This window comes from Micromonospora sp. NPDC020750, from assembly GCF_044334565.1.
Taxonomy (GTDB): domain Bacteria; phylum Actinomycetota; class Actinomycetes; order Mycobacteriales; family Micromonosporaceae; genus Micromonospora.
Window position 1 is genome coordinate 14,008 of the sequence record NZ_JBIRTH010000010.1, and the last position, 17,989, is coordinate 31,996.

Annotated in this window: 15 protein-coding genes and 2 tRNA genes; 5 read left to right on the forward strand and 12 right to left on the reverse strand. The window is 70.3% G+C overall.

Annotation, left to right across the window (positions count from 1 at the left end; all coding sequences use genetic code 11):
* Nucleotides 1-273 precede the first annotated feature (273 nt).
* Nucleotides 274-4,818, forward strand: coding sequence for an HAD-IC family P-type ATPase (locus ACH4T9_RS26640; RefSeq protein ID WP_396671824.1), 4,545 nt, complete (start codon nucleotides 274-276; stop codon nucleotides 4,816-4,818).
* A gap of 59 nt (nucleotides 4,819-4,877) precedes the next feature.
* Here the strand turns inward: ACH4T9_RS26640 and ACH4T9_RS26645 are convergent, their stop codons facing one another.
* Nucleotides 4,878-5,843, reverse strand: coding sequence for an L-threonylcarbamoyladenylate synthase (locus tag ACH4T9_RS26645; protein WP_396672070.1), 966 nt, complete (start codon nucleotides 5,841-5,843; stop codon nucleotides 4,878-4,880).
* Between the two features lie 284 nt (nucleotides 5,844-6,127).
* On the opposite strand from ACH4T9_RS26645, the gene ACH4T9_RS26650 reads away from it, so the two are divergent.
* Nucleotides 6,128-6,802, forward strand: a complete 675-nt coding sequence (locus tag ACH4T9_RS26650; RefSeq protein WP_396671825.1) for a cytidylate kinase family protein — start codon at nucleotides 6,128-6,130, stop codon at nucleotides 6,800-6,802.
* Between the two features lie 177 nt (nucleotides 6,803-6,979).
* Here the strand turns inward: ACH4T9_RS26650 and ACH4T9_RS26655 are convergent, their stop codons facing one another.
* Nucleotides 6,980-7,474 (reverse strand): NUDIX hydrolase, encoded by a 495-nt coding sequence (locus ACH4T9_RS26655; protein WP_396671826.1) that lies wholly within the window; start codon nucleotides 7,472-7,474, stop codon nucleotides 6,980-6,982.
* Between the two features lie 360 nt (nucleotides 7,475-7,834).
* A complete protein-coding gene (locus ACH4T9_RS26660) occupies nucleotides 7,835-8,350 on the reverse strand; it encodes a fascin domain-containing protein (protein ID WP_396671827.1) in 516 nt (171 codons plus the stop codon).
* 470 nt (nucleotides 8,351-8,820) lie between these two features.
* Between ACH4T9_RS26660 and ACH4T9_RS26665 the strand changes: the two genes are divergently transcribed.
* On the forward strand, nucleotides 8,821-9,468 hold the full coding sequence (locus ACH4T9_RS26665; protein ID WP_396671828.1) for a transposase: 648 nt from the start codon (nucleotides 8,821-8,823) through the stop codon (nucleotides 9,466-9,468).
* A gap of 14 nt (nucleotides 9,469-9,482) precedes the next feature.
* Here ACH4T9_RS26665 and ACH4T9_RS26670 read toward each other — a convergent pair whose 3' ends face one another.
* From ACH4T9_RS26670 to ACH4T9_RS26680, 3 genes are all read right to left on the reverse strand, one after another.
* Nucleotides 9,483-9,764, reverse strand: a complete 282-nt coding sequence (locus ACH4T9_RS26670) for a winged helix-turn-helix transcriptional regulator (RefSeq protein ID WP_387017075.1) — start codon at nucleotides 9,762-9,764, stop codon at nucleotides 9,483-9,485.
* Nucleotides 9,761-10,165, reverse strand: coding sequence for a VOC family protein (locus ACH4T9_RS26675; RefSeq protein ID WP_396671829.1), 405 nt, complete (start codon nucleotides 10,163-10,165; stop codon nucleotides 9,761-9,763). Before ACH4T9_RS26675 ends, ACH4T9_RS26670 begins: the two co-directional genes overlap by 4 nt.
* A gap of 236 nt (nucleotides 10,166-10,401) precedes the next feature.
* Nucleotides 10,402-10,812 (reverse strand): IS5 family transposase, encoded by a 411-nt coding sequence (locus tag ACH4T9_RS26680; protein WP_396671830.1) that lies wholly within the window; start codon nucleotides 10,810-10,812, stop codon nucleotides 10,402-10,404.
* Between the two features lie 276 nt (nucleotides 10,813-11,088).
* Between ACH4T9_RS26680 and ACH4T9_RS26685 the strand changes: the two genes are divergently transcribed.
* Both ACH4T9_RS26685 and ACH4T9_RS26690 read left to right on the forward strand, forming a co-directional pair.
* Nucleotides 11,089-11,277: a hypothetical protein gene (locus tag ACH4T9_RS26685; protein ID WP_396672088.1), complete on the forward strand. Its 189-nt coding sequence runs from the start codon at nucleotides 11,089-11,091 to the stop codon at nucleotides 11,275-11,277.
* The gene (locus ACH4T9_RS26690; protein ID WP_396671831.1) at nucleotides 11,213-11,569 is read left to right on the forward strand and encodes a tyrosine-type recombinase/integrase; all 357 of its coding nucleotides are present in this window, start codon (nucleotides 11,213-11,215) and stop codon (nucleotides 11,567-11,569) included. The genes ACH4T9_RS26685 and ACH4T9_RS26690 overlap by 65 nt, the downstream gene beginning before the upstream one ends.
* A gap of 61 nt (nucleotides 11,570-11,630) precedes the next feature.
* On the opposite strand, the gene ACH4T9_RS26695 is transcribed toward ACH4T9_RS26690, so the two are convergent.
* The 6 genes from ACH4T9_RS26695 to gyrB form a co-directional block, all read right to left on the reverse strand.
* Nucleotides 11,631-11,706 (reverse strand) — tRNA-Ala (locus ACH4T9_RS26695).
* Between the two features lie 43 nt (nucleotides 11,707-11,749).
* Nucleotides 11,750-11,878 (reverse strand): DLW-39 family protein, encoded by a 129-nt coding sequence (locus ACH4T9_RS26700; protein WP_350880278.1) that lies wholly within the window; start codon nucleotides 11,876-11,878, stop codon nucleotides 11,750-11,752.
* 42 nt (nucleotides 11,879-11,920) lie between these two features.
* Nucleotides 11,921-11,994: transfer RNA gene (locus ACH4T9_RS26705), tRNA-Ile, on the reverse strand.
* Between the two features lie 151 nt (nucleotides 11,995-12,145).
* A complete protein-coding gene (locus ACH4T9_RS26710; RefSeq protein WP_396671832.1) occupies nucleotides 12,146-13,057 on the reverse strand; it encodes a DUF3566 domain-containing protein in 912 nt (303 codons plus the stop codon).
* Nucleotides 13,058-13,060: 3 nt separating this feature from the next.
* On the reverse strand, nucleotides 13,061-15,583 hold the full coding sequence (gene gyrA, locus ACH4T9_RS26715; protein ID WP_396671833.1) for a DNA gyrase subunit A: 2,523 nt from the start codon (nucleotides 15,581-15,583) through the stop codon (nucleotides 13,061-13,063).
* Nucleotides 15,584-15,712: 129 nt separating this feature from the next.
* Nucleotides 15,713-17,659: a DNA topoisomerase (ATP-hydrolyzing) subunit B gene (gyrB, locus tag ACH4T9_RS26720; protein WP_396671834.1), complete on the reverse strand. Its 1,947-nt coding sequence runs from the start codon at nucleotides 17,657-17,659 to the stop codon at nucleotides 15,713-15,715.
* Nucleotides 17,660-17,989: the final 330 nt, after the last annotated feature.

A 17,989-nucleotide genomic window follows, 5' to 3' on the forward strand; every position in this document is an offset into this window, starting at 1 on the left:
CATGAACAGTTCCCACGACATGCGGCCAGCTTCCGCCCTGAACCCCGATGGAAGTCAAGTCGGAGGTGACCGGAGTCTCGGCGTCCACCCGGCTCCCACCCGCGCTCCGGTCCGTCCCCGTCGACTGCGGAAACTCCCCGCTGACGGGGAATAACGGGCGTACGGGCGGGAAGGCAGCCCGCCGGGACCGAGCGTGGGAGGCGAAATGGGGCACGGTGGGGGCAACGGCGGCACGGGGAGGCCCGGCCGGCCGATCTCCGGCCGTACCGCTCGATGACGTTGCTGGGCCGGGTGACCGGCCGCCTCCTGCCGTCGGTGGCGGTGCCACCCCTCGTCGGCGACGCGTCACGGGCGGTGCCGCACCTCGTCGGCGACGCGTCCCGAGCCGTCCCGCACCTGGTCGGCGACGCGTCACGTACCGCCGGTGCCGCCGCGGCCCGGCTGGCCCGGCTGGCGGGCCTGGCCCGACGCCGGGTCTGGTCTCGGCCCGGGCGGCACCACATCGAGGTGCACGGCGTCTGCCAGGACGGCGGCGACAGGCTGGCCCGCCAGGTGGAGCGGGAGCTACAGCTGCTGCCCGGCGTGCGGTGGGCCAGGGTCAACGCCCCCTCGGGCAGGGTGGTGGTGGAGGTCGGGGAGCCGGAGCCGAGGCTGCGTGACCTGATCGCCACGATCGCCCGGTGCGAACGCACCTGCGAGCACGAACCGGACCCCGAGATCCCCCCGCCACACCCGCCGGAGGAGGGGCCGCGCACGCCCCGCACCCTCGGCGCGCTCGCCTCGGACGCGCTCGGCCTGACCCTGTCGGCGGCCACCCGGATCCTGCCGTTCACCCCGGTCCCGGCCGAGGTGGCCGGGGTGCTCGCCGCCGTCGACCTGCACCCGAAGCTGCACGCCCTGGCCAGTCGGGGGCTACGCGCCGATCCCCGCGCCGAACTGCTCTTCCCGCTCGCCGAGGCGGTCGTCCAGGGACTGACCGGCGGCTGGACCGGGATCGTGCTGGACGGCGCACAACGGATCGTGCGGTGGGGCGAGGCGCACGCCCAGCTCGTAGCCTGGACGAAGGCCGAGCCCCAGCTCACCGGCGACCCGGAGCGGGCCGTCGCCCGGGCGCCCACGGCCGGCCGGCCGAACCCGAAGCCGGACGGCCTCGTCGAGCGGTTCGCCCAACGGATGCTCGCCGCGGGGGCGGCGGCCGGCGCGGCGGCGGTGCCGGTGGTCGGTCCCAAACGGGCCGCCGCGGTGGCGCTGTCCAGCCTCCCCAAGGCCCCGGGCAGCGGCCGCGAGGGGTACGCGGCCCAGCTCGGACGGATGCTCGCCCGGCGCGGCGTGATCGCCATGGATCGCAGCGTGCTGCGGGAACTGGATCGGATCGACACGGTGGTGTTGGACACGGCGGTGCTCGGCTCGAACCGGGGGGTGCTGGCCGATCTGGCCCCGCTGTCCGGGGCGGACACCGGACAGGTGGCGGCCCGCGCCTTCGCCCTCTTCGACCCGGCCGCCCCGAACCGGACGCAGGAGGCCGACGGGTGGCGGCTCGGGCCGTTGGACGAGCTCGACGCCACCGACCCGGGCGACACCGACGACAGCCGGCGGATGCGGGCGGACGGCGCCACCCTGCTCGGCCTCGCCGAGGGGGGCCGACTGGCCGCCCTGCTCCGGGTGGAGCCCGAACCCGCCCCGGCCATGGACGCGCTGCCGACCGTCTCCCGCCGGGCCGGCCTGCGCCTGGTGGTGGCCGGCGACGACGAGGACGGCCGGTACGCCTTCGCCGACGCCGTGCTGCCCGGCGGCAACCGGATCGCCGAGACCGTCCGCCGGTTGCAGCGCGAGGGCGCGGTGGTGATGCTGCTCTCCTCCGACCGGGCGGCGCTGGGCGCGGCCGACTGCGGGCTGGGGCTGGCCGGCCCGGAGGACCTGCCGCCCTGGGGCGCGCACCTGCTGGTCGGCACCGACCTGCGGATCACCGCGCTGATCATCGAGGCGGCCGGGGTGGCCCGCCGAATGACCGAACAGAACATCCGGCTGTCCATGGCCGGCACCGGCCTGGCCGCGCTGGGGGCGTTCACGGCCGAGCCCCGGAGGCTGCCGAGACTGTCGCTGAACACCGTCAACGGGACCGCCGCCCTGGCCTTTCTGCACGGGGTGTGGCGGGCGGGTCGGCTGCCGGACCGCGCAGACTCCCCGGTCCCGGCCGTGACCGCCTGGCACCTCATGCCGGTCGACGCCGTGCTCCGCCAGCTCGACACCGACGTCGAAGGGTTGGACTCCGCCGAGGCGGAGCGCCGCTGCGGCGGCGGGACCGGCGAGGGGACCGGCCCGTCCGGGCTGCTCCGCGCCTTCGTCGACGAGCTGGCCAACCCGCTCACGCCGGTGCTCGCCGCCGGCGCGGTGCTCTCGGCGAGCTTCGGCTCGCTGGTCGACGCGGCCCTCGTCGGCGGGGTGGTGGCCGGATCAGCCCTGGTGGGGGCGGTACACCAACGCAACACCGAACGGTCCCTGGCCGAGCTGCTGTCCCGTTCGGCGGTCACCGCCCGGGTCCGCCGGGACGGCGAGGAAAGGCCGGTGCCCGCGGACGACCTGGTCCCGGGGGACGTGATCGTGCTCGGGCCCGGCGACGCCGTACCGGCGGACTGCCGGGTGCTGGCGACGGACGGCCTGGAGGCTGACGAGTCGTCGCTGACCGGCGAGTCGCTGCCGGTGGGGAAGACCGCCGACCCGGTGGTCGCCGCCGCCGTCGCGGACCGGCGCTCCATGCTGTACGAGGGCACCACGATCGCCACCGGTCACGGCACCGCCGTGGTGGTGGCCACCGGCGCGGGCACCGAGGCCGGGCGGAGCCTGGCGCTGGCCCGGCAGTCGCCCCCGGCCAGCGGGGTGGAGGCCCGACTCGGTCGGCTGACGAGCTCGGCGATCCCGCTGGCCGCCGGCTCGGCGGTGGCGGTGGCCGGGGTGGGTCTGCTGCGCGGCGTACCCCTGGCGGAGACGGCGGCGACCGCCGCGAACCTGGCCGTGGCATCGGTGCCGGAAGGGCTGCCGTTCCTGGTCAGCGCCGCCCAGCTCGCTGCGGCGCGGCGGCTGGCCGAGCACGGCGCGCTGGTCCGCAACCCGCGCACGATCGAGGCGCTGGGCCGCGTCGACGTGCTCTGCTTCGACAAGACCGGCACCCTCACCGAGGGCCGGTTGCTGCTCGCCTGCGTGGGCGACGGCGGCGGCACCCGGTACGCCCCGCCGGACCGGCTGGACGATCCGCTACGGCTGACCCTGGCCGTCGCGCTGCGGGCCACCCCGGCCGGAGACCCGGACGAGCTGCCACAGCAGACCGACCGGGCGGTCCGCCGGGGGGCAGGGTTGGCGGGGGTCGACGAGCTGGTCGGCGCGGACGGCTGGCGGGCGGTGGGCGGGCTGCCTTTCGAGCCGTCCCGCGGCTACCACGCCACGGTCGGCAGAACCGGCGACGGCCTGCTGCTCAGCGTCAAGGGCGCGCCGGAGACCGTGGTGCCGCGGTGCGCCGATCGGCGTACCGCCGACGGCGGCGACGCACCGCTGGACGACGCCGGCCGGGACGAGCTGCACCGGATGCTCGCCGACCGGGCCGGCGCCGGGCACCGCATCCTGGCCGTCGCCGAGCGCCGGGTCGCCGGGGAGACCGTCACCGACGAGCAGGTCGACGGCCTGGTCTTCGTCGGCTTCCTGGCGCTCGCCGACGGGGTACGCGAGTCCGCCGCGCCCGCCGTCCGCCGGATCCGACAGGCCGGGGTGCACACCATCATGATCACCGGTGACCATCCGGCGACGGCGTCGGCGATCGCGTCGACCATCAGCCCCGACCACGGCGAGCAGCGGGTGGCCACCGGCACGGAGCTGGACCGGCTCGACGATGACGCGCTCGCCGAGCTGCTCACCCGTACCGACGTGGTGGCCCGCTGCACCCCCGCCCACAAGGTCCGGATCATTCAGGCGCTGCAGAAGTGCGGCTGGACCGTGGCGATGACCGGGGACGGTGCCAACGACGCCCCGGCGATCCGGCTGGCCGACGTCGGCATCGCCCTCGGCCAGCGCGGCACCCCCGCCGCGCGGGCCGCCGCCGACCTGGTGGTGACCGACGACCGGCTGGAGACGATCATCGCCACCCTGGTCGAGGGGCGGGCCATGTGGTCGTCGGTCCGGCACGCGCTGAGCATCCTGGTCGGCGGCAACCTCGGCGAGATCGCGTTCAGCGTGCTGAGCGCGGCCCGCACCGGCCGTTCGGCGCTCACCGGACGGCAACTGCTCCTGGTCAACCTGCTCACCGACCTCGCGCCGGCGCTGGCCATCGCGGTCCGGCCGCCCGCCTCCGACCACGCCGACCACCTGTTGCGGGAGGGCCCGGACACCTCGCTCGGCGCGACCCTCAACCGGGAGATCGCGCTGCGCGCGGCGTCCACCACGCTGGGCGCGACGGTGGGCTGGACGCTCGCCCGGTACACCGGACGGCAGCGCCGGGCCGGCACGGTGGCGCTCGCCTCGCTGATCGGCACCCAGCTCGGGCAGACCGTGCTCGCCGGCGGGACCAGCCCGACGGTGCTCGCCTCGACCGCCGCGTCGGTCGGGGTGCTGGTCTTCGTGGTGCAGACCCCGGGGGTCAGCCAGTTCTTCGGCTGTACCCCGCTCGGGCCGGTCGGCTGGGGCATCGCCGCCGGCTCGGCGCTCGGCGCCACCCTCGCCAACGGCGCCCTCACCCGCCTGCTCGACAGCGGGGAGGCCACCGCGGCCGATGCCGAAGGGGCCACCCCGGCCGACGCGTCCGATGGCGACAGGGCTCCCTCCGACAGGTGAGGGCGGTCGTACCGAGCCCGCCACCCGACCAGCCCGAGGCGGTACAGCCGGCCCCGCCGTCAGCCGCCCTGGTGCCAGGTCGCGGCCGCCCGGCCCAGCCGGTCGTTGATCGCCCGGCCCACATCGACGTCCGGAACCCGCTCGGCGACGATCTCGGTCACCCCGGCCGCGTCGAGCCGATGCAGCGCGTCGAAGAGCCGGGCCGCCGCCACCGTCAGGTCCCCCGCGGGCGACAACACCTCGACCGCCACCCAGTCGCCTTCCGCCGGGCGCTCCCGGAAGGCCAGCAGCCCTCGCCGGCCACGGTCGCCGGCCACCGACTCCGCTGCCCCGACCACCCGCAACGGGGTACGCGGGGCGTAGTGCGCGGCCAACGTGCCGGGCGCCACCGGCTGACCGGAGCTGCCCGACCGTACGGTCACCGGGCCGACCGCCTCGACCAGGGCCTCCACCGGCAGCGCGCCGAGCCGGAGCACCACCGGGCGCTCGCCCCGGGCGTCCACGATGGTGGACTCGATTCCGCACCGGGTCGGCCCGCCGTCGAGCACCACGTCCACCGCCGCGCCCAGCCCGGCCACCACGTGCTCGGCGCGGGTGGGGCTGAGCTGGCCGAACCGGTTGGCGCTGGGCGCGGCCACCGGCACCCCGGCCGCGGCGATCAACGCCCGGGCGGACGACTCGTCCGGCACCCGGACGGCCATCGTGTCCAGCCCCGACGTGACGATCGCCGGAATCACGGCGGGTCGGTCCACGATCAGCGTCAGCGGACCCGGCCAGAACCGCTCGGCCAGCGCCTCCACCGCCGCCGGCACCCGCCCCACCAGCCCGGCCAGGTCAGCCGCGTCGGCCAGGTGGGTGATCAGCGGATCGAAGCTCGGCCGCTGCTTCGCCTCGAAGATCCGGGCCACCGCACGGGCGTCGAGGGCGTTGGCGCCCAGCCCGTAGACGGTCTCGGTGGGGAACGCCACCAGCCCTCCGGCGCGCAGGACGCAGGCGGCTTCGGCGATGCCGCCCTCGGCGGGCAGGAGGCGTGGGGATCCGGTGCTCACGCCCCGACGCTAACCTGCCCGTCCCGAGGGCACGGCCGGTGGGGGCGTGCCCGCCCCGGAGCCCTCCAGCAGCGGGACGCGGCAGAACGGTCACGCAGTACCGAGCGACCAGCACCGGCATGACAGTGCGTTTGGCCACGACCGCAGCCACTTCCGCATGCGGCAATCTCGCTCCCTCGGGCATGGCAGGCGCGAAAGGGCCGCCGCACATAAGGTCGGCCCGACACGGCAACCTTCGCGAGACCGGGACGGGGCAGGACATGGACCAAGGCACCCGCGACGAGATGCTCGGCCGCCTGGCTGAGGCAGTCGGGTCCGTCACAGTCGCGCACCCGACGCGGGTTGCCATCGACGGACCGCCCGCCGCCGGCAAGACCACCCTCGCCGACGAGCTGGCCGTCGTCTTGCGCGAACAGGGCCGCGACGTCATCCGCGCGACGATCGACGATTTCCTCTTCCCTCGGGCACAGCGCTATCCGCGCGGCGAGTACTCGGCCGAAGGGTGCTACTACGACACCCACGACTACGACGCGCTGAACCGGGTTCTGCTCGATCCGCTCGGCCCGGGCGGAGATCGACGCTTCCAACACGCGGTCTACGACCACACCGCGGATACTGCGCTGTCCCCGCCGGTCACGAGTGCCCCAGCCGACGCCGTGCTGGTCTTCGACGGCGTCTTCCTCATGCGCCCGGAACTGATTGATCGGTGGGACCTGCGCATCTTCGTGTCGATGGCACTCGAAAAGACCGTGGATCGTGCCGTGATCCGAGAGCGCCGGGTGTCATCTCGGGCCGAAGTCGAACGGCGCTGGCGCGAGCGTTACATCCCCTCCCAACAGTTCTACTTCGCTACGGTCCGCCCGACCCATCACGCCAACATCATCGTGCACAACGACGAGCCTCGGCTGCCGGTCTGGGAGACTCAAACACCCTGACCCCAGGTGCCGGGTTTGATCTGAGCTGGACTGCGGTGGCGGCTCGCGTGGGGGTCGTCTGCTCGGGCACGGCGGACACCGCCCCCATGCTTAGGGCTTGTAGCTCCTCCCCTGCAGCTTCATCTCGGTACCGCACTTCGACGGCATAGGTCTACGGCTGGGTTGCCCGACGCGGCCTCACAGACCGATCTGCACCGGCTTGGGCGGGACGCCGCCGGCGACCAATGCCGTCAGCAGGTCGGCGAGGTCGCGGGGCCCGAACAGATCGGGTCCCGGGTAGGCGATGATGTCGGGCAGGCGCCACCATCGGAGTTCGCTGATATTTTCGGCGGCTAGTTGCGCGTCGGACATGGTGCCTCGCTGGTTAAAGGCGGCGGTGCGGACGAGAAAGTAGTCGTTGATCACGCCGTCGTAGCCCGGTAGGTGTCCGGGTAAGACAGACTCCTGGTGCCACACGTGTGGTGGTTCGGCATCTAAGGCCAGCCCGACTTCCTCTTGCAGCTCGCGACGAAGGGCTACAAGCGCTGTCTCGCCGCTCTCGATGCCTCCGCCGGGCGTTGCCCAGACGACTCGTCCAGGTGGATCGGGAATGACGTGTCGACAGAGCAGGATGCGGTGGTCTTCCGTGAGGATGATCGCCCGGACAGAGTGGCGCAGCTTCGGTGATGGCACGTCGGCATCCTCGGTGATGCGTGCGCAGAGGGCACGTGACTTTTGTTCCGATCCATGCCGTGCGCGCCGGGGCGTGACCGGCCGCCAGGCCGCACGCGCGCCCCGGCGCTGGCACGGCGGCGGGCCGAAGGCCCGCCCTTGAACAAGTAAAGAAAGTCTGAACACACTACGCTTTAGTACTCCAGCAGGGGATCCGTTTTAGGGCTCTGTGAGTTTCTGTCTTTGGGTAGTGGCTGGTCTTGGCGGCAGCTTGATGTCGCCGCCGGAAGATGGACCAGGCGATGACGTCGGCGATGCGTCGGGCGGGTTCGGGTCAGGGCCGTTTAGTCAAGATATTCCAGGGACTTGACGGGGCCGTGGCTAGGCGGCCACGTTGAGAAAGAACTTTTCGTGATCGCCACCCGGGGCGCCGAACTGGCAGTTGACTACCCCACCGCCACCGTTGGTGGAGGCCGTCACCCCGGAGCCGACCAGGCGCAGAAACGAATTCGGAAACAACGTCGACTCGAAGGAGAACGAGCCACCTGCCTGCGGGAGAAGCTTGAACGTCTCGTGGGTACCCACGTGGACCTGGCAGTTGACGGTCCCACCGCCCGGCCCTCCGGGGATCTGCGGCAACTCGGCGGCGTCCATGCGCAGATACACGTTCGAAAAGTTCGCCGACGCGAAGGCGAACGAGCCGTCGGCCTGCGGGAGAACCTTGAACTTCTCGTAGGGTCCCGCGCCAAACTGACAGTTGACGATCCCACTGCCGGACCCGTTCCAGGTCGTTACCCCGGTGCCGTCCATGCGCAAATACACGTTCGGAAAGGTCGTCGACAGGATCGTGATCGGTGCTTTTCCGGGCGCCGCGAGGTCCGCCACTGACAACGGCATGAGAGGTCCTCTCCTTCTTTGGGAATTCTCACTCACGATAGTCGGATCGTCACGGAGAGATAAACCCTGGCGTTTGGCGAAGGGCGAACGTAACGACGATGGTGGACGGATGTGACAATACCGAAATGCAACACCATGCCGGGATTCTCCCGAGCGGCGAGGACTGGCGGTGCCGGTTGGCCAAAGCCGAGGGCGAGCGTGATCAGCGTCGCGTCTTTTCCACCAGTAGTTCTCGTCACGCCGAATCCGCCAACTAATTAGTGCGGTTGGCGCTGACGCTCGACCGCTGTTGACCTGTGGGCGAGTCGATGCCGAGCAACGGTCGGCTGCAATAAATGGCAAACCCGCTCGGCCTGGGAACCGGATAGGGCTAATGCTGGTCCATCTTCCGGCGGCGACATCAAGCCGCCGCCAAGACCAGCCACTACAAAAGACAGAAACTCACAGAGCCCTAAAACGGATCGTGGTTGGTGATCAGCGTGGTGGCGAAGAAGTGCCGCAGAGCGTGGAACCCGCCGTTCTTCTGGGGCCACCCAGCGGCATCGCGCCACCCGGCCCACTCCCGGGACCATGTGCGATCGGTGAAGGCGTTGCCCCGCGTGGTGGTGAACAGCAACGGCACGGTCCGCCGCACCTACATCCGTCGTCGTGGTGCTGCCCGAGATGAAAAGGTCCAACTGGCTGCGGAGTCGCGCTGCCGGCCGATGAGCCTGCTCGTTACCGCTGGCCAAGCCGGCGACGCACCCCAGTTCGAAGCAGTCATGAACGCCATCGCGGTACCCCGCCGGGGACCCGGGCGCCCACGGCAACGTCCGCAGCGGGTCCTGGCCGATAAGGCGTACTCATCGCGCGCGATTCGCGAGTGGCTGCGCCGCCGGGGTGTCCGCGCGACGATCCCGCAGCCAGCAGACCAGCAGGCACACCGACGCCGCCGCGGAAGCCGCGGTGGCAGGCCACCAGCATTCGACAAGCAGCAGTACCGCCAGCGCAACGTCGCCGAAAGCTGCATCAACCGGCTCAAAAAATGGCGCGGCCTGGCCATGCGCACCGACAAGCTCGCGGTGCACTACCAGGCCGCACTCACCCTCGCGGGGATCCTGCTCTGGACCAAACCATGATTCGAGAGACGTTCCTAGGCGTCGTTCTTGCCCCAGTTGCCGAGTGCGACGATCGCCTCGCGCAAGGCGAGCCCGCGATCGGTCAGCGCATAGGCCCGGGTGTTGTGTCGAAGGGGCAGGCGGAACAGCACGCCAGCCGCTTCGAGCTCGCGCAAGCGTATCGCGAGCATGTTCGTCGGCACGCCGAGGTCGCGCTGCAGATCGCCGTAGCGTTGTGGCCCGTCGAGCAGCCGTTCCACGATGAGCAGGGCCCACCGTGCTCCGACGATGTCGAGGGCTGCGGCGAGGTCGCTCACGCGGTCGGATCGGCGTCCGCCTTCATCCAGAACGGTGAGTAGTGGTAACCGTCGGGGTCGTCGAATTGGCGCTGGTACATGAAGGGGTAGTCGTCGGTGTCACCGATCCGCCCGCCGGCGGCGCCGGCGCGGTCAACGAGCTCGTCGACCGCCTCGCGGCTGCCCAGGTTGAACGAGACCGTGACCTTCGAGGGCGTCTGAGGTCCGCCGATCAGCTCTTCGACTCCGCCGACGCTCGCGTACATCTCGCGGCTGCCGAGCATGACGTACTGCTCGGGCGCGATCGCGAAGCACGACACATTGTGGTCGGACATCTCGGTGTTAAGAGCCCAGCCGAGGGCCGTGTAGAAGGCGGTTGCGCGCTCGACGCTCTCGACCGGGCAGGTGATGAAGAGGCTCATGCGGGCCATGCTTGCAAAATGCAAGCGGTCCGTCAAGGGGCATGCGTCCCGCACAAAGGTCGGGTACTGCCTGCGTCCCACACGACGGTGTTGCCGTGGGCGCCCGGGTCCCCGGCGGGGTACCGCGATGGCGTTCATGACTGCTTCGAACTGGGGTGCGTCGCCGGCTTGGCCAGCGGTAACGAGCAGGCTCATCGGCCGGCAGCGCGACTCCGCAGCCAGATGGACCTTGGTGGTCAGGCCGCCTCGCGGCCGGCCGAGGCAGTGGTCGACCGGCTCGTGGCGCCGTGGTCTTTTCCCGGCCGGAGTCCGGCGGCGTGCTGGTGGGCCCGGACCACCGTGGAGTCGACTGCGGTGACCAGCCAGTCGAGCTCACCGGCGGCATCAGCGTCGGCCTGCACCGCGGTCAGCAGCCGCTGCCACGTCCCGTCGAGGGTCCACCGCCGGAACCGCGAGTAGGCACCCTTCCAGGAACTGAACTCGGCGGGCAGGTCGCGCCACGGCGACCCGGTGCGGTACTTCCACGCGATCGCTTCGATCACTTCACGGTGATCGGCCCACCGTCCGCCGCGCTGCGGCGACCGGTCCGGCACATGCGGCTGCAGCCGCGCCCACATCTCATCAGAGATCCATCGACGAACCGGCACGCTTCGTCAACGAGCCGCCTTGATCCGAGAGACGCTCCCTAGCCCGGTCGGCCGGGGAGCTGCACTACGGCCGTCAAGGGCCCCCTGATACGCCGTGCGCCGGGGCGTGACCGGCCGCCAGGCCGCACGCGCGCCCCGGCGCGAACACGGCGGCGGGCCGCAGGCCCGCCCTTGACCAAGTAAAGAAAGTCTGAACACGCTAAGCTCCGGCCATTTGCGCCCCTAGGCGTGGTCCCGGTCATACATGCCAGCCAAGGCCGGGGTCAGCGCAGACAAATGTGCGAGCCGAAGTCCAGATCATCGGGCACCATCGATCTCGATCCGTTCGTGGGTCAAGTGCTGGCCGATCACGTCCGGGACTTCCCGCCCGAACCGGTGGAGATGGTCGACATCACCTCCGGTGAGCCCGTGCGGCGAACCGTGCCGTTGCTGTTCACCACCACCCGGGGGCAACGCCTTCACTGATCGCACGTGGTCCCGAGAGTGGGCCGGATGGCGTGATGCCGCTGGTTGGCCTCAGAAGCACGGCGGGTTTCACGCACTGCGGCACTTCTTCGCCACGACGCTGATCACCAACCACGTCGAGCCGCAGGAGGTGCAGCGTCTGCTTCGGCACAGGACGTTGCGCATCACGTTGGAGACGTACGTGCACTGGCTGCCGAAGCGAGACCGGCCCAGCGGCGTCATTGGCTCGGTCCTGAGCTCAGCGGCGGAACGTGCCAACAAGGCGACCATCCGGCCGCAAGATCATGATTGACCTGTGCCCGGCCTGTGCCCGTTGATCTTGCGATGGGGACTCGCCTGATCAGAGGCGGTATTGGTGGAGCCCAGGGGACTCGAACCCCTAACCCCTGCCTTGCAAAGGCAGTGCTCTGCCAGTTGAGCTAGGGCCCCGAGGGCGGGCGAAGCCGCCGGGAGCTGGAAGTCGGAGAAATGATCAGCGCAGGTCAGGGGCGGTGGTCGCCTCATGCCACAGGGCGCGCTCGTCGTTCGAAACCTTGATCTTCCTGACCACCACGGCGGCCACGCCGACAATGCCGGCCAGAATCAGAAGCTTCTTGAACATGGGCGACCCCTTGCGCTCGACAGCCGTCGGAACCATGTGCGGTGGGGCTAGCTGGAATCGAACCAGCGACCTCAGAGTTATCAGCTCTGCGCTCTAACCGACTGAGCTATAGCCCCGCGTGGCGACGGCCAAGGTTAACGCATCCGCCCGCCGCGCCCCAAATCGGGGGCCGGTGACGAGTCCGTGCTCGCCGTACCCCCTGAAACTACCCGGACGCACGACGCCGGGGCGACCGCTTTACGCGGCGCGCCCCGGCGTCGGGTGCGATCAGTCCCGCTCGGCGAGCGTCAGCTCGATCCCGCCGACCAGGTCGGCGCAGACGTTGTAGACGAACGCGCCGAGGGTGGCGAGCGCGGTGAACAGGACGACGTTGACCAGACCGATCAGGGCGGAGCTGAGGATCACGCCCTTGGCGGTGATCTGGAAGCCGCTCGTGCTCTGCCCGCCGGCGTTGACCAGGTCGCTCAGGCTCTCGTTGACGCTCTGGAACACACCCATGGCGTCCAGCGCCAGGTAGAGCACCGAGGTGGCGACGACCACCACGATGAAGAGCACCACGGAGACGGCGAAGGCGAACTTCATCACGGACCAGGGGTCGATCCGCTTCAGGTTCAGCCGGGCCCGCCGCGGCCCGCGGGACGCGGCGGAGCTGACCGAGGTACGCGCGGCACGTACCGCTTCACCGACCCGGGCGGCCCCGACAGCCGAGGCCGACGACCCGGCGACCCCCGGCGGCAGCCCGCCGCCGTTGGCGGGGCGCCCCCCCGCGCTCGGACGGGCGCCGTCCGGGCGCGGGTTGGCCGGGCCACCACCGACACGCGGCAGTGTGCCGGTGGCGGCGCTGCCAGTCGACTGGCCGCTTCCTGTCCGGATCGGCGCTGTCGTCCCCGGGCGGCCGGCGCTGCCCGCCCCCGCGGCCGGAGCAGCCGCAGAGGTGGGCGCGTCGACGCCGGATGTCTCCGTCTTGTCACCAGCCCCCGAGTCGTCGCCGGGGGTCTCCGGCGGCGGCGTCATCCCGGGAGCCCGGGTGAACTTCGGGGCAGGCGCGTCGGCGGGGACCGTCGCCCGGCCCACGGCCGTGCGGCCGGCCGCTGGTGCGCCGCCCTTCGCGGCGGCCTCCTCGTCGACCGGGTTGGCCGAGGTCCCCTTGTTCCCCGACTTCGCCTGTGTCTCCGTCATCAACTAGTCCTGTTCGTCAGGCTCGTCGGCATTGCGAGCAATCGCCACGATAGTCACGCCGTCCGGGAGGTCCATCAGCTTGACCCCCATTGTGTTCCGGTCACGCGTACGGCGTACAGGCTTCACCGGAGTCCGGATGACGCCACCGTTGCTGGTGATCGCGAACAGCTCGTCGTCCGGGTCGATCACCACAGCGCCGACCAGACCACCGCGTCGCTCGGTGATCTTCGCAGTCAGCACACCCTTACCTCCCCGGCCCTGGACCGGGTATTCCTCGATCGGGGTACGTTTCGCGTATCCCCCGTTCGTGGCCACCAGCACGTCCAACCCCTCGCGGACGACCTCCATCGCGAGCAGGACGTCGTCGTCGCTGAACCGCATGCCGATCACGCCCGACGTGGCCCGGCCCATCGGCCGCAGCGCCTCGTCGGTGGCGTTGAAGCGGATCGCCTGGGCGTTCTTGGAGACCAGCAGCAGGTCGTCGGACGGGGCGACGAGGGCAGCACCGACCAGCTCGTCCTCATCGCGCAGGTTGATCGCGATGACTCCGCCGGAACGGTTGGAGTCGAACTCCTCGAGCCGCGTCTTCTTCACCAGGCCGTTCTTCGTGGCCAGTACCAGGTAGGGGGCCACCTGGTAATTCGGGATTTCGATGATCTGCGCGATCTGCTCGTCCGGTTGGAACGCGAGCAGATTGGCCACGTGTTGGCCCTTGGCTACCCTACTGGCTTCCGGAAGTTCGTACGCCTTGGCCCGGTACACCCGGCCCTTGTTCGTGAAGAACAGCATCCAGTCATGCGTGGAGCAGACGAAGAAGTGGCTGACGATGTCGTCCTGCCGCAGCGTGGCCCCGCTGACGCCCTTGCCGCCGCGACGCTGGGAGCGGTACAGATCGACCTTGGTCCGCTTCGCGTACCCGGTACGGGTGATGGTGACCACCACGTCCTCGCGGGCGATGAGGTCCTCCATCGAGACCTCGCCGTCGAACGGCAGGATCTTCGTCCGCCGCTCGTCGCCCCACTTCGCGATGATCTCGCCGAGCTCCTCCGAGACGATCCGCCGCTGCCGCTCCGGCTTGGCCAGGATGTCCTTGAGATCGGCGATCTCGATCTCGAGCTTGGCCAGGTCGTCGAGGATCCGCTGCCGCTCCAGGGCGGCGAGCCGGCGCAGCTGCATGTCCAGGATCGCGGTGGCCTGGATCTCGTCGATCTCCAGCAGCCGGATCAGGCCCTGCCGGGCGTCCTCGACGGTCGGCGAGCGCCGGATCAGGGCGATCACCTCGTCGAGGGCGTCCAGCGCCTTCGACAGGCCGCGCAGGATGTGCGCCCGCTCCTCGGCCTTGCGCAGCCGGAACGCGGTCCGCCGCCGGATCACCTCGATCTGGTGCTCGACGTAGTAGCGGAGGAACTGGGCCAGGTTCAGCGTTCGCGGCACGCCGTCGACCAGCGCCAGCATGTTGGCGCCGAAGGTCTCCTGGAGCTGGGTGTGCTTGTAGAGGTTGTTGAGCACCACCTTGGCGACCGCGTCGCGCTTGAGTACGAGCACGATCCGCATGCCGGTACGCCCGGAGGACTCGTCCCGGATGTCGGCGATGCCGGCGAGCTTGCCCTCCTTGATCAGCTCGGCGATCCGCTCGGCGAGGTTGTCGGGGTTGACCTGGTAGGGCAACTCGCTGACCACCAGGCAGGGGCGGCCCCGCTTGTCCTCCTCGACCTCCACCACGGCCCGCATCCGGATCGACCCACGGCCCGTCCGGTACGCGTCCTGGATGGCCTGGGTGCCGACGATGAGGCCGTGGGTGGGGAAGTCCGGACCCTTGACGATCTCGATGAGCGCGTCGAGGGTGGTCGCCTCGTCGACTTCCGGGTTCTCCAGGCACCACTGCACGGCCGCGCCGATCTCGCGCAGGTTGTGCGGCGGGATCTTGGTGGCCATGCCGACCGCGATGCCCTCGGAGCCGTTGATCAGCAGGTTCGGGATGCGGGACGGCAGGATGGTGGGCTCCTTGGCCCGGCCGTCGTAGTTGTCCTGGAGGTCGACGGTGTCCTCGTCGATGTCCCGCAGCATCTCCATCGCCAGCGGGTCGAGCTTGCACTCGGTGTAGCGCATCGCCGCAGCTGGATCATTACCCGGCGAGCCGAAGTTGCCGTTGCCGTCGACCAGCGGGTAGCGCAGCGACCAGGGCTGCGCCATCCGGACCAGCGCGTCGTAGATGGCAGAGTCGCCGTGCGGGTGGAACTGGCCCATCACGTCGCCGACGACCCGGGAGCACTTGACGTAGCCGCGGTCCGGCCGGTAGCCGGAGTCGAACATGGCGTAGAGGATCTTGCGGTGGACCGGCTTGAGCCCGTCCCGGACGTCCGGCAGCGCCCGCCCGACGATGACGCTCATCGCGTAGTCGAGGTAGGAACGCTGCATCTCCACCTCGAGCCCTACCGGCTCGATGCGGTCATGCGCCACGACTGCGGCGGCAGCGGTCTCGGGGACCTCGGGCTCGCTCGGGGTGGACTCGGGGGTATCGGTCACTGTTAACCCTTATCAGAATCAGAGTCGGTTTCGTGCTGTGGATAACCGCTGTGGAAACCGGCCAGGCTGTGGATAACCCTGTGGATCGGCGGACCGCCCGGTGGACGACCGGGACGGCCCGCCGGTCCGTCAGATGTCCAGGAAGCGGACGTCCTTGGCATTGCGCTGGATGAACGAGCGACGCGCCTCGACGTTCTCGCCCATCAGCACGCTGAACAGCTCGTCCGCGGTCGCCGCGTCGTCGAGCGTGACCTGGCGCAGGGTGCGGCTGCCCGGGTTCATCGTGGTCTCCCAGAGCTCGGGATAGTTCATCTCGCCGAGACCCTTGAACCGCTGGATGTCGTCCGGCTTGGCGTTCGGCTTCTTCTGCTGCCGCAGCGCGATCAGTCCGTCCCGCTCCCGGTCCGAGTACGCGTACTGCGCGTCGTCGCCCTTCTTGTTCCACTTGATCTTGTAGAGCGGCGGGGCGGCCAGGTAGACGTGGCCCAGCTCGACCAGCGGGCGCATGAAGCGGAACAGCAGGGTGAGCAGCAGCGTCTGGATGTGCTGGCCGTCCACGTCGGCGTCGGCCATCAGCACGGTCTTGTGGTACCGCAGCTTCTCGATGTCGAAGTCGTCGTGGATGCCGGTGCCCAGCGCGGTGATCAGCGCCTGGACCTCGGTGTTCTTCAGCACCCGGTCGATCCGGGCCTTCTCCACGTTGAGGATCTTGCCGCGGATCGGCAGGATCGCTTGGGTGCGCGGGTCCCGGCCCTGCTTGGCCGAGCCGCCCGCCGAGTCGCCCTCGACGATGAACACCTCGGACTCGCGCGGATCGGTGGACTGGCAGTCGGCCAGCTTGCCCGGCATCGAGCCGGACTCCAGCAGCGACTTGCGCCGGGCCAGCTTGCGAGCCTGCTGCGCGGCGATCCGGGCCCGGGCCGCCTGGGACGCCTTGGTGATGATCATCTTGGCTTCGGCCGGGTTGCGGTCGAACCAGTCGACCAGCCGGTCGTTGCAGACCCGCTGTACGAAGCTCTTCACCGGAGTGTTGCCGAGCTTGGTCTTGGTCTGGCCCTCGAACTGCGGGTTTGCCAGCTTGACCGAGATGATCGCCGCCAGGCCCTCCCGGATGTCCTCGCCGGAGAGCTTCTCGTCGCCCTTGAGCAGCTTCTTCTCCGCGCCGTAGCGGTTGACCACGCTGGTCAACGCGGACCGGAAGCCCTCCTCGTGGGTGCCGCCCTCGTGCGTGTTGATCGTGTTGGCGAAGGTGTAGACCGACTCGCCGTACGACTCGTTCCACTGCATGGCGATCTCGAGCGACATGCCCTCCTCCTCGGCACCGAACTCGACCACCGTCTTGTGGATCGGGCTCTTCGAGGCGTTGAGGTGCCGGACGAAGTCAGCGATGCCGCCCTTGTAGCAGAAGGTGACCTCGCGCGGCTTGCCCTCCTCGCCCTCCGGGACCCGCTCGTCGAGCAGGTGAATGGTGAGGCCGCGGTTGAGGAAGGCCATCTCCTGGATGCGGCGGTAGATGGTCTGGAAGTCGAAGTCGACGGTCTCGAACACGTCGGGGTCGGGCCAGAACGTGACCGTGGAACCGGTGCGGTCGGTGGTCTCGCCCTTGTCCAGCGGGCTCGGCTTGGAGTTGGTGTACTTCTGCCGCCAGACGAAGCCGGACTTGTGGATCTCCACCGCCATCCGGCTGGAGAGGGCGTTGACGACGGACACGCCGACGCCGTGGAGACCGCCGGACACGGCGTACGCCTTGCCGTCGAACTTGCCGCCGGCGTGCAGCACGGTCAGCGCCACCTCGACGCCCGGCTTCTTCAACTTGGGGTGCAGGTCGACCGGGAAGCCCCGGCCGTTGTCGGTGACCTGGACCCCGCCGTCGGCCAGCAGCACCACGTCGATGGTGTCGCAGTATCCGGCCAGCGCCTCGTCGACGGCGTTGTCGACGACCTCCCACACCAGGTGGTGCAGACCGCGCTCACCGGTCGACCCGATGTACATGCCGGGCCGCTTGCGGACCGCCTCCAGACCTTCGAGGACGGTGATCGACTCGGCGCCGTACTCCTGCTTGTCCTGCGCTGCCACCCTCGGCCACTTTCTCGCGCCCCCGAGCCGGCAAGCGGCGCGTCGGACGCGGGTTCGGCGGACAGGACGCGACGTCGGCGCGCGACCCGAGACCGGTGGAAACCGGGGTACGGGCCGGAACGCCGGTCGCCGCGGTTGCCCGCGGATCGCGATCGGCTCGACCCGACGTGGAACAATGATCTCGGACCTTTGGTGGGCCCGCGTCCGTCGCTCCGTGTCGGGTCTTCGTCTCGCCTCAATCTTACTGTGCGCGGACGACAGAACCGCCACTCGGCACCCCTTTCGCGGCGGCTGAGACCTCCGTAGCCGGCCGAACCGCGCCACCCGCGA

Coding starts and splice junctions, on each gene's coding strand:
- ACH4T9_RS26640 (WP_396671824.1), top strand. CDS start 274: ATGACGTTGCTGGGCCGGGTGACCGGCCGCCTCCTGCCGTCGGTGGCG.
- ACH4T9_RS26650 (WP_396671825.1), top strand. CDS start 6,128: ATGGACCAAGGCACCCGCGACGAGATGCTCGGCCGCCTGGCTGAGGCA.
- ACH4T9_RS26660 (WP_396671827.1), bottom strand. CDS start 8,350: ATGCCGTTGTCAGTGGCGGACCTCGCGGCGCCCGGAAAAGCACCGATC.
- ACH4T9_RS26675 (WP_396671829.1), bottom strand. CDS start 10,165: ATGAGCCTCTTCATCACCTGCCCGGTCGAGAGCGTCGAGCGCGCAACC.
- ACH4T9_RS26685 (WP_396672088.1), top strand. CDS start 11,089: ATGTGCGAGCCGAAGTCCAGATCATCGGGCACCATCGATCTCGATCCG.
- ACH4T9_RS26700 (WP_350880278.1), bottom strand. CDS start 11,878: ATGTTCAAGAAGCTTCTGATTCTGGCCGGCATTGTCGGCGTGGCCGCC.
- ACH4T9_RS26710 (WP_396671832.1), bottom strand. CDS start 13,057: ATGACGGAGACACAGGCGAAGTCGGGGAACAAGGGGACCTCGGCCAAC.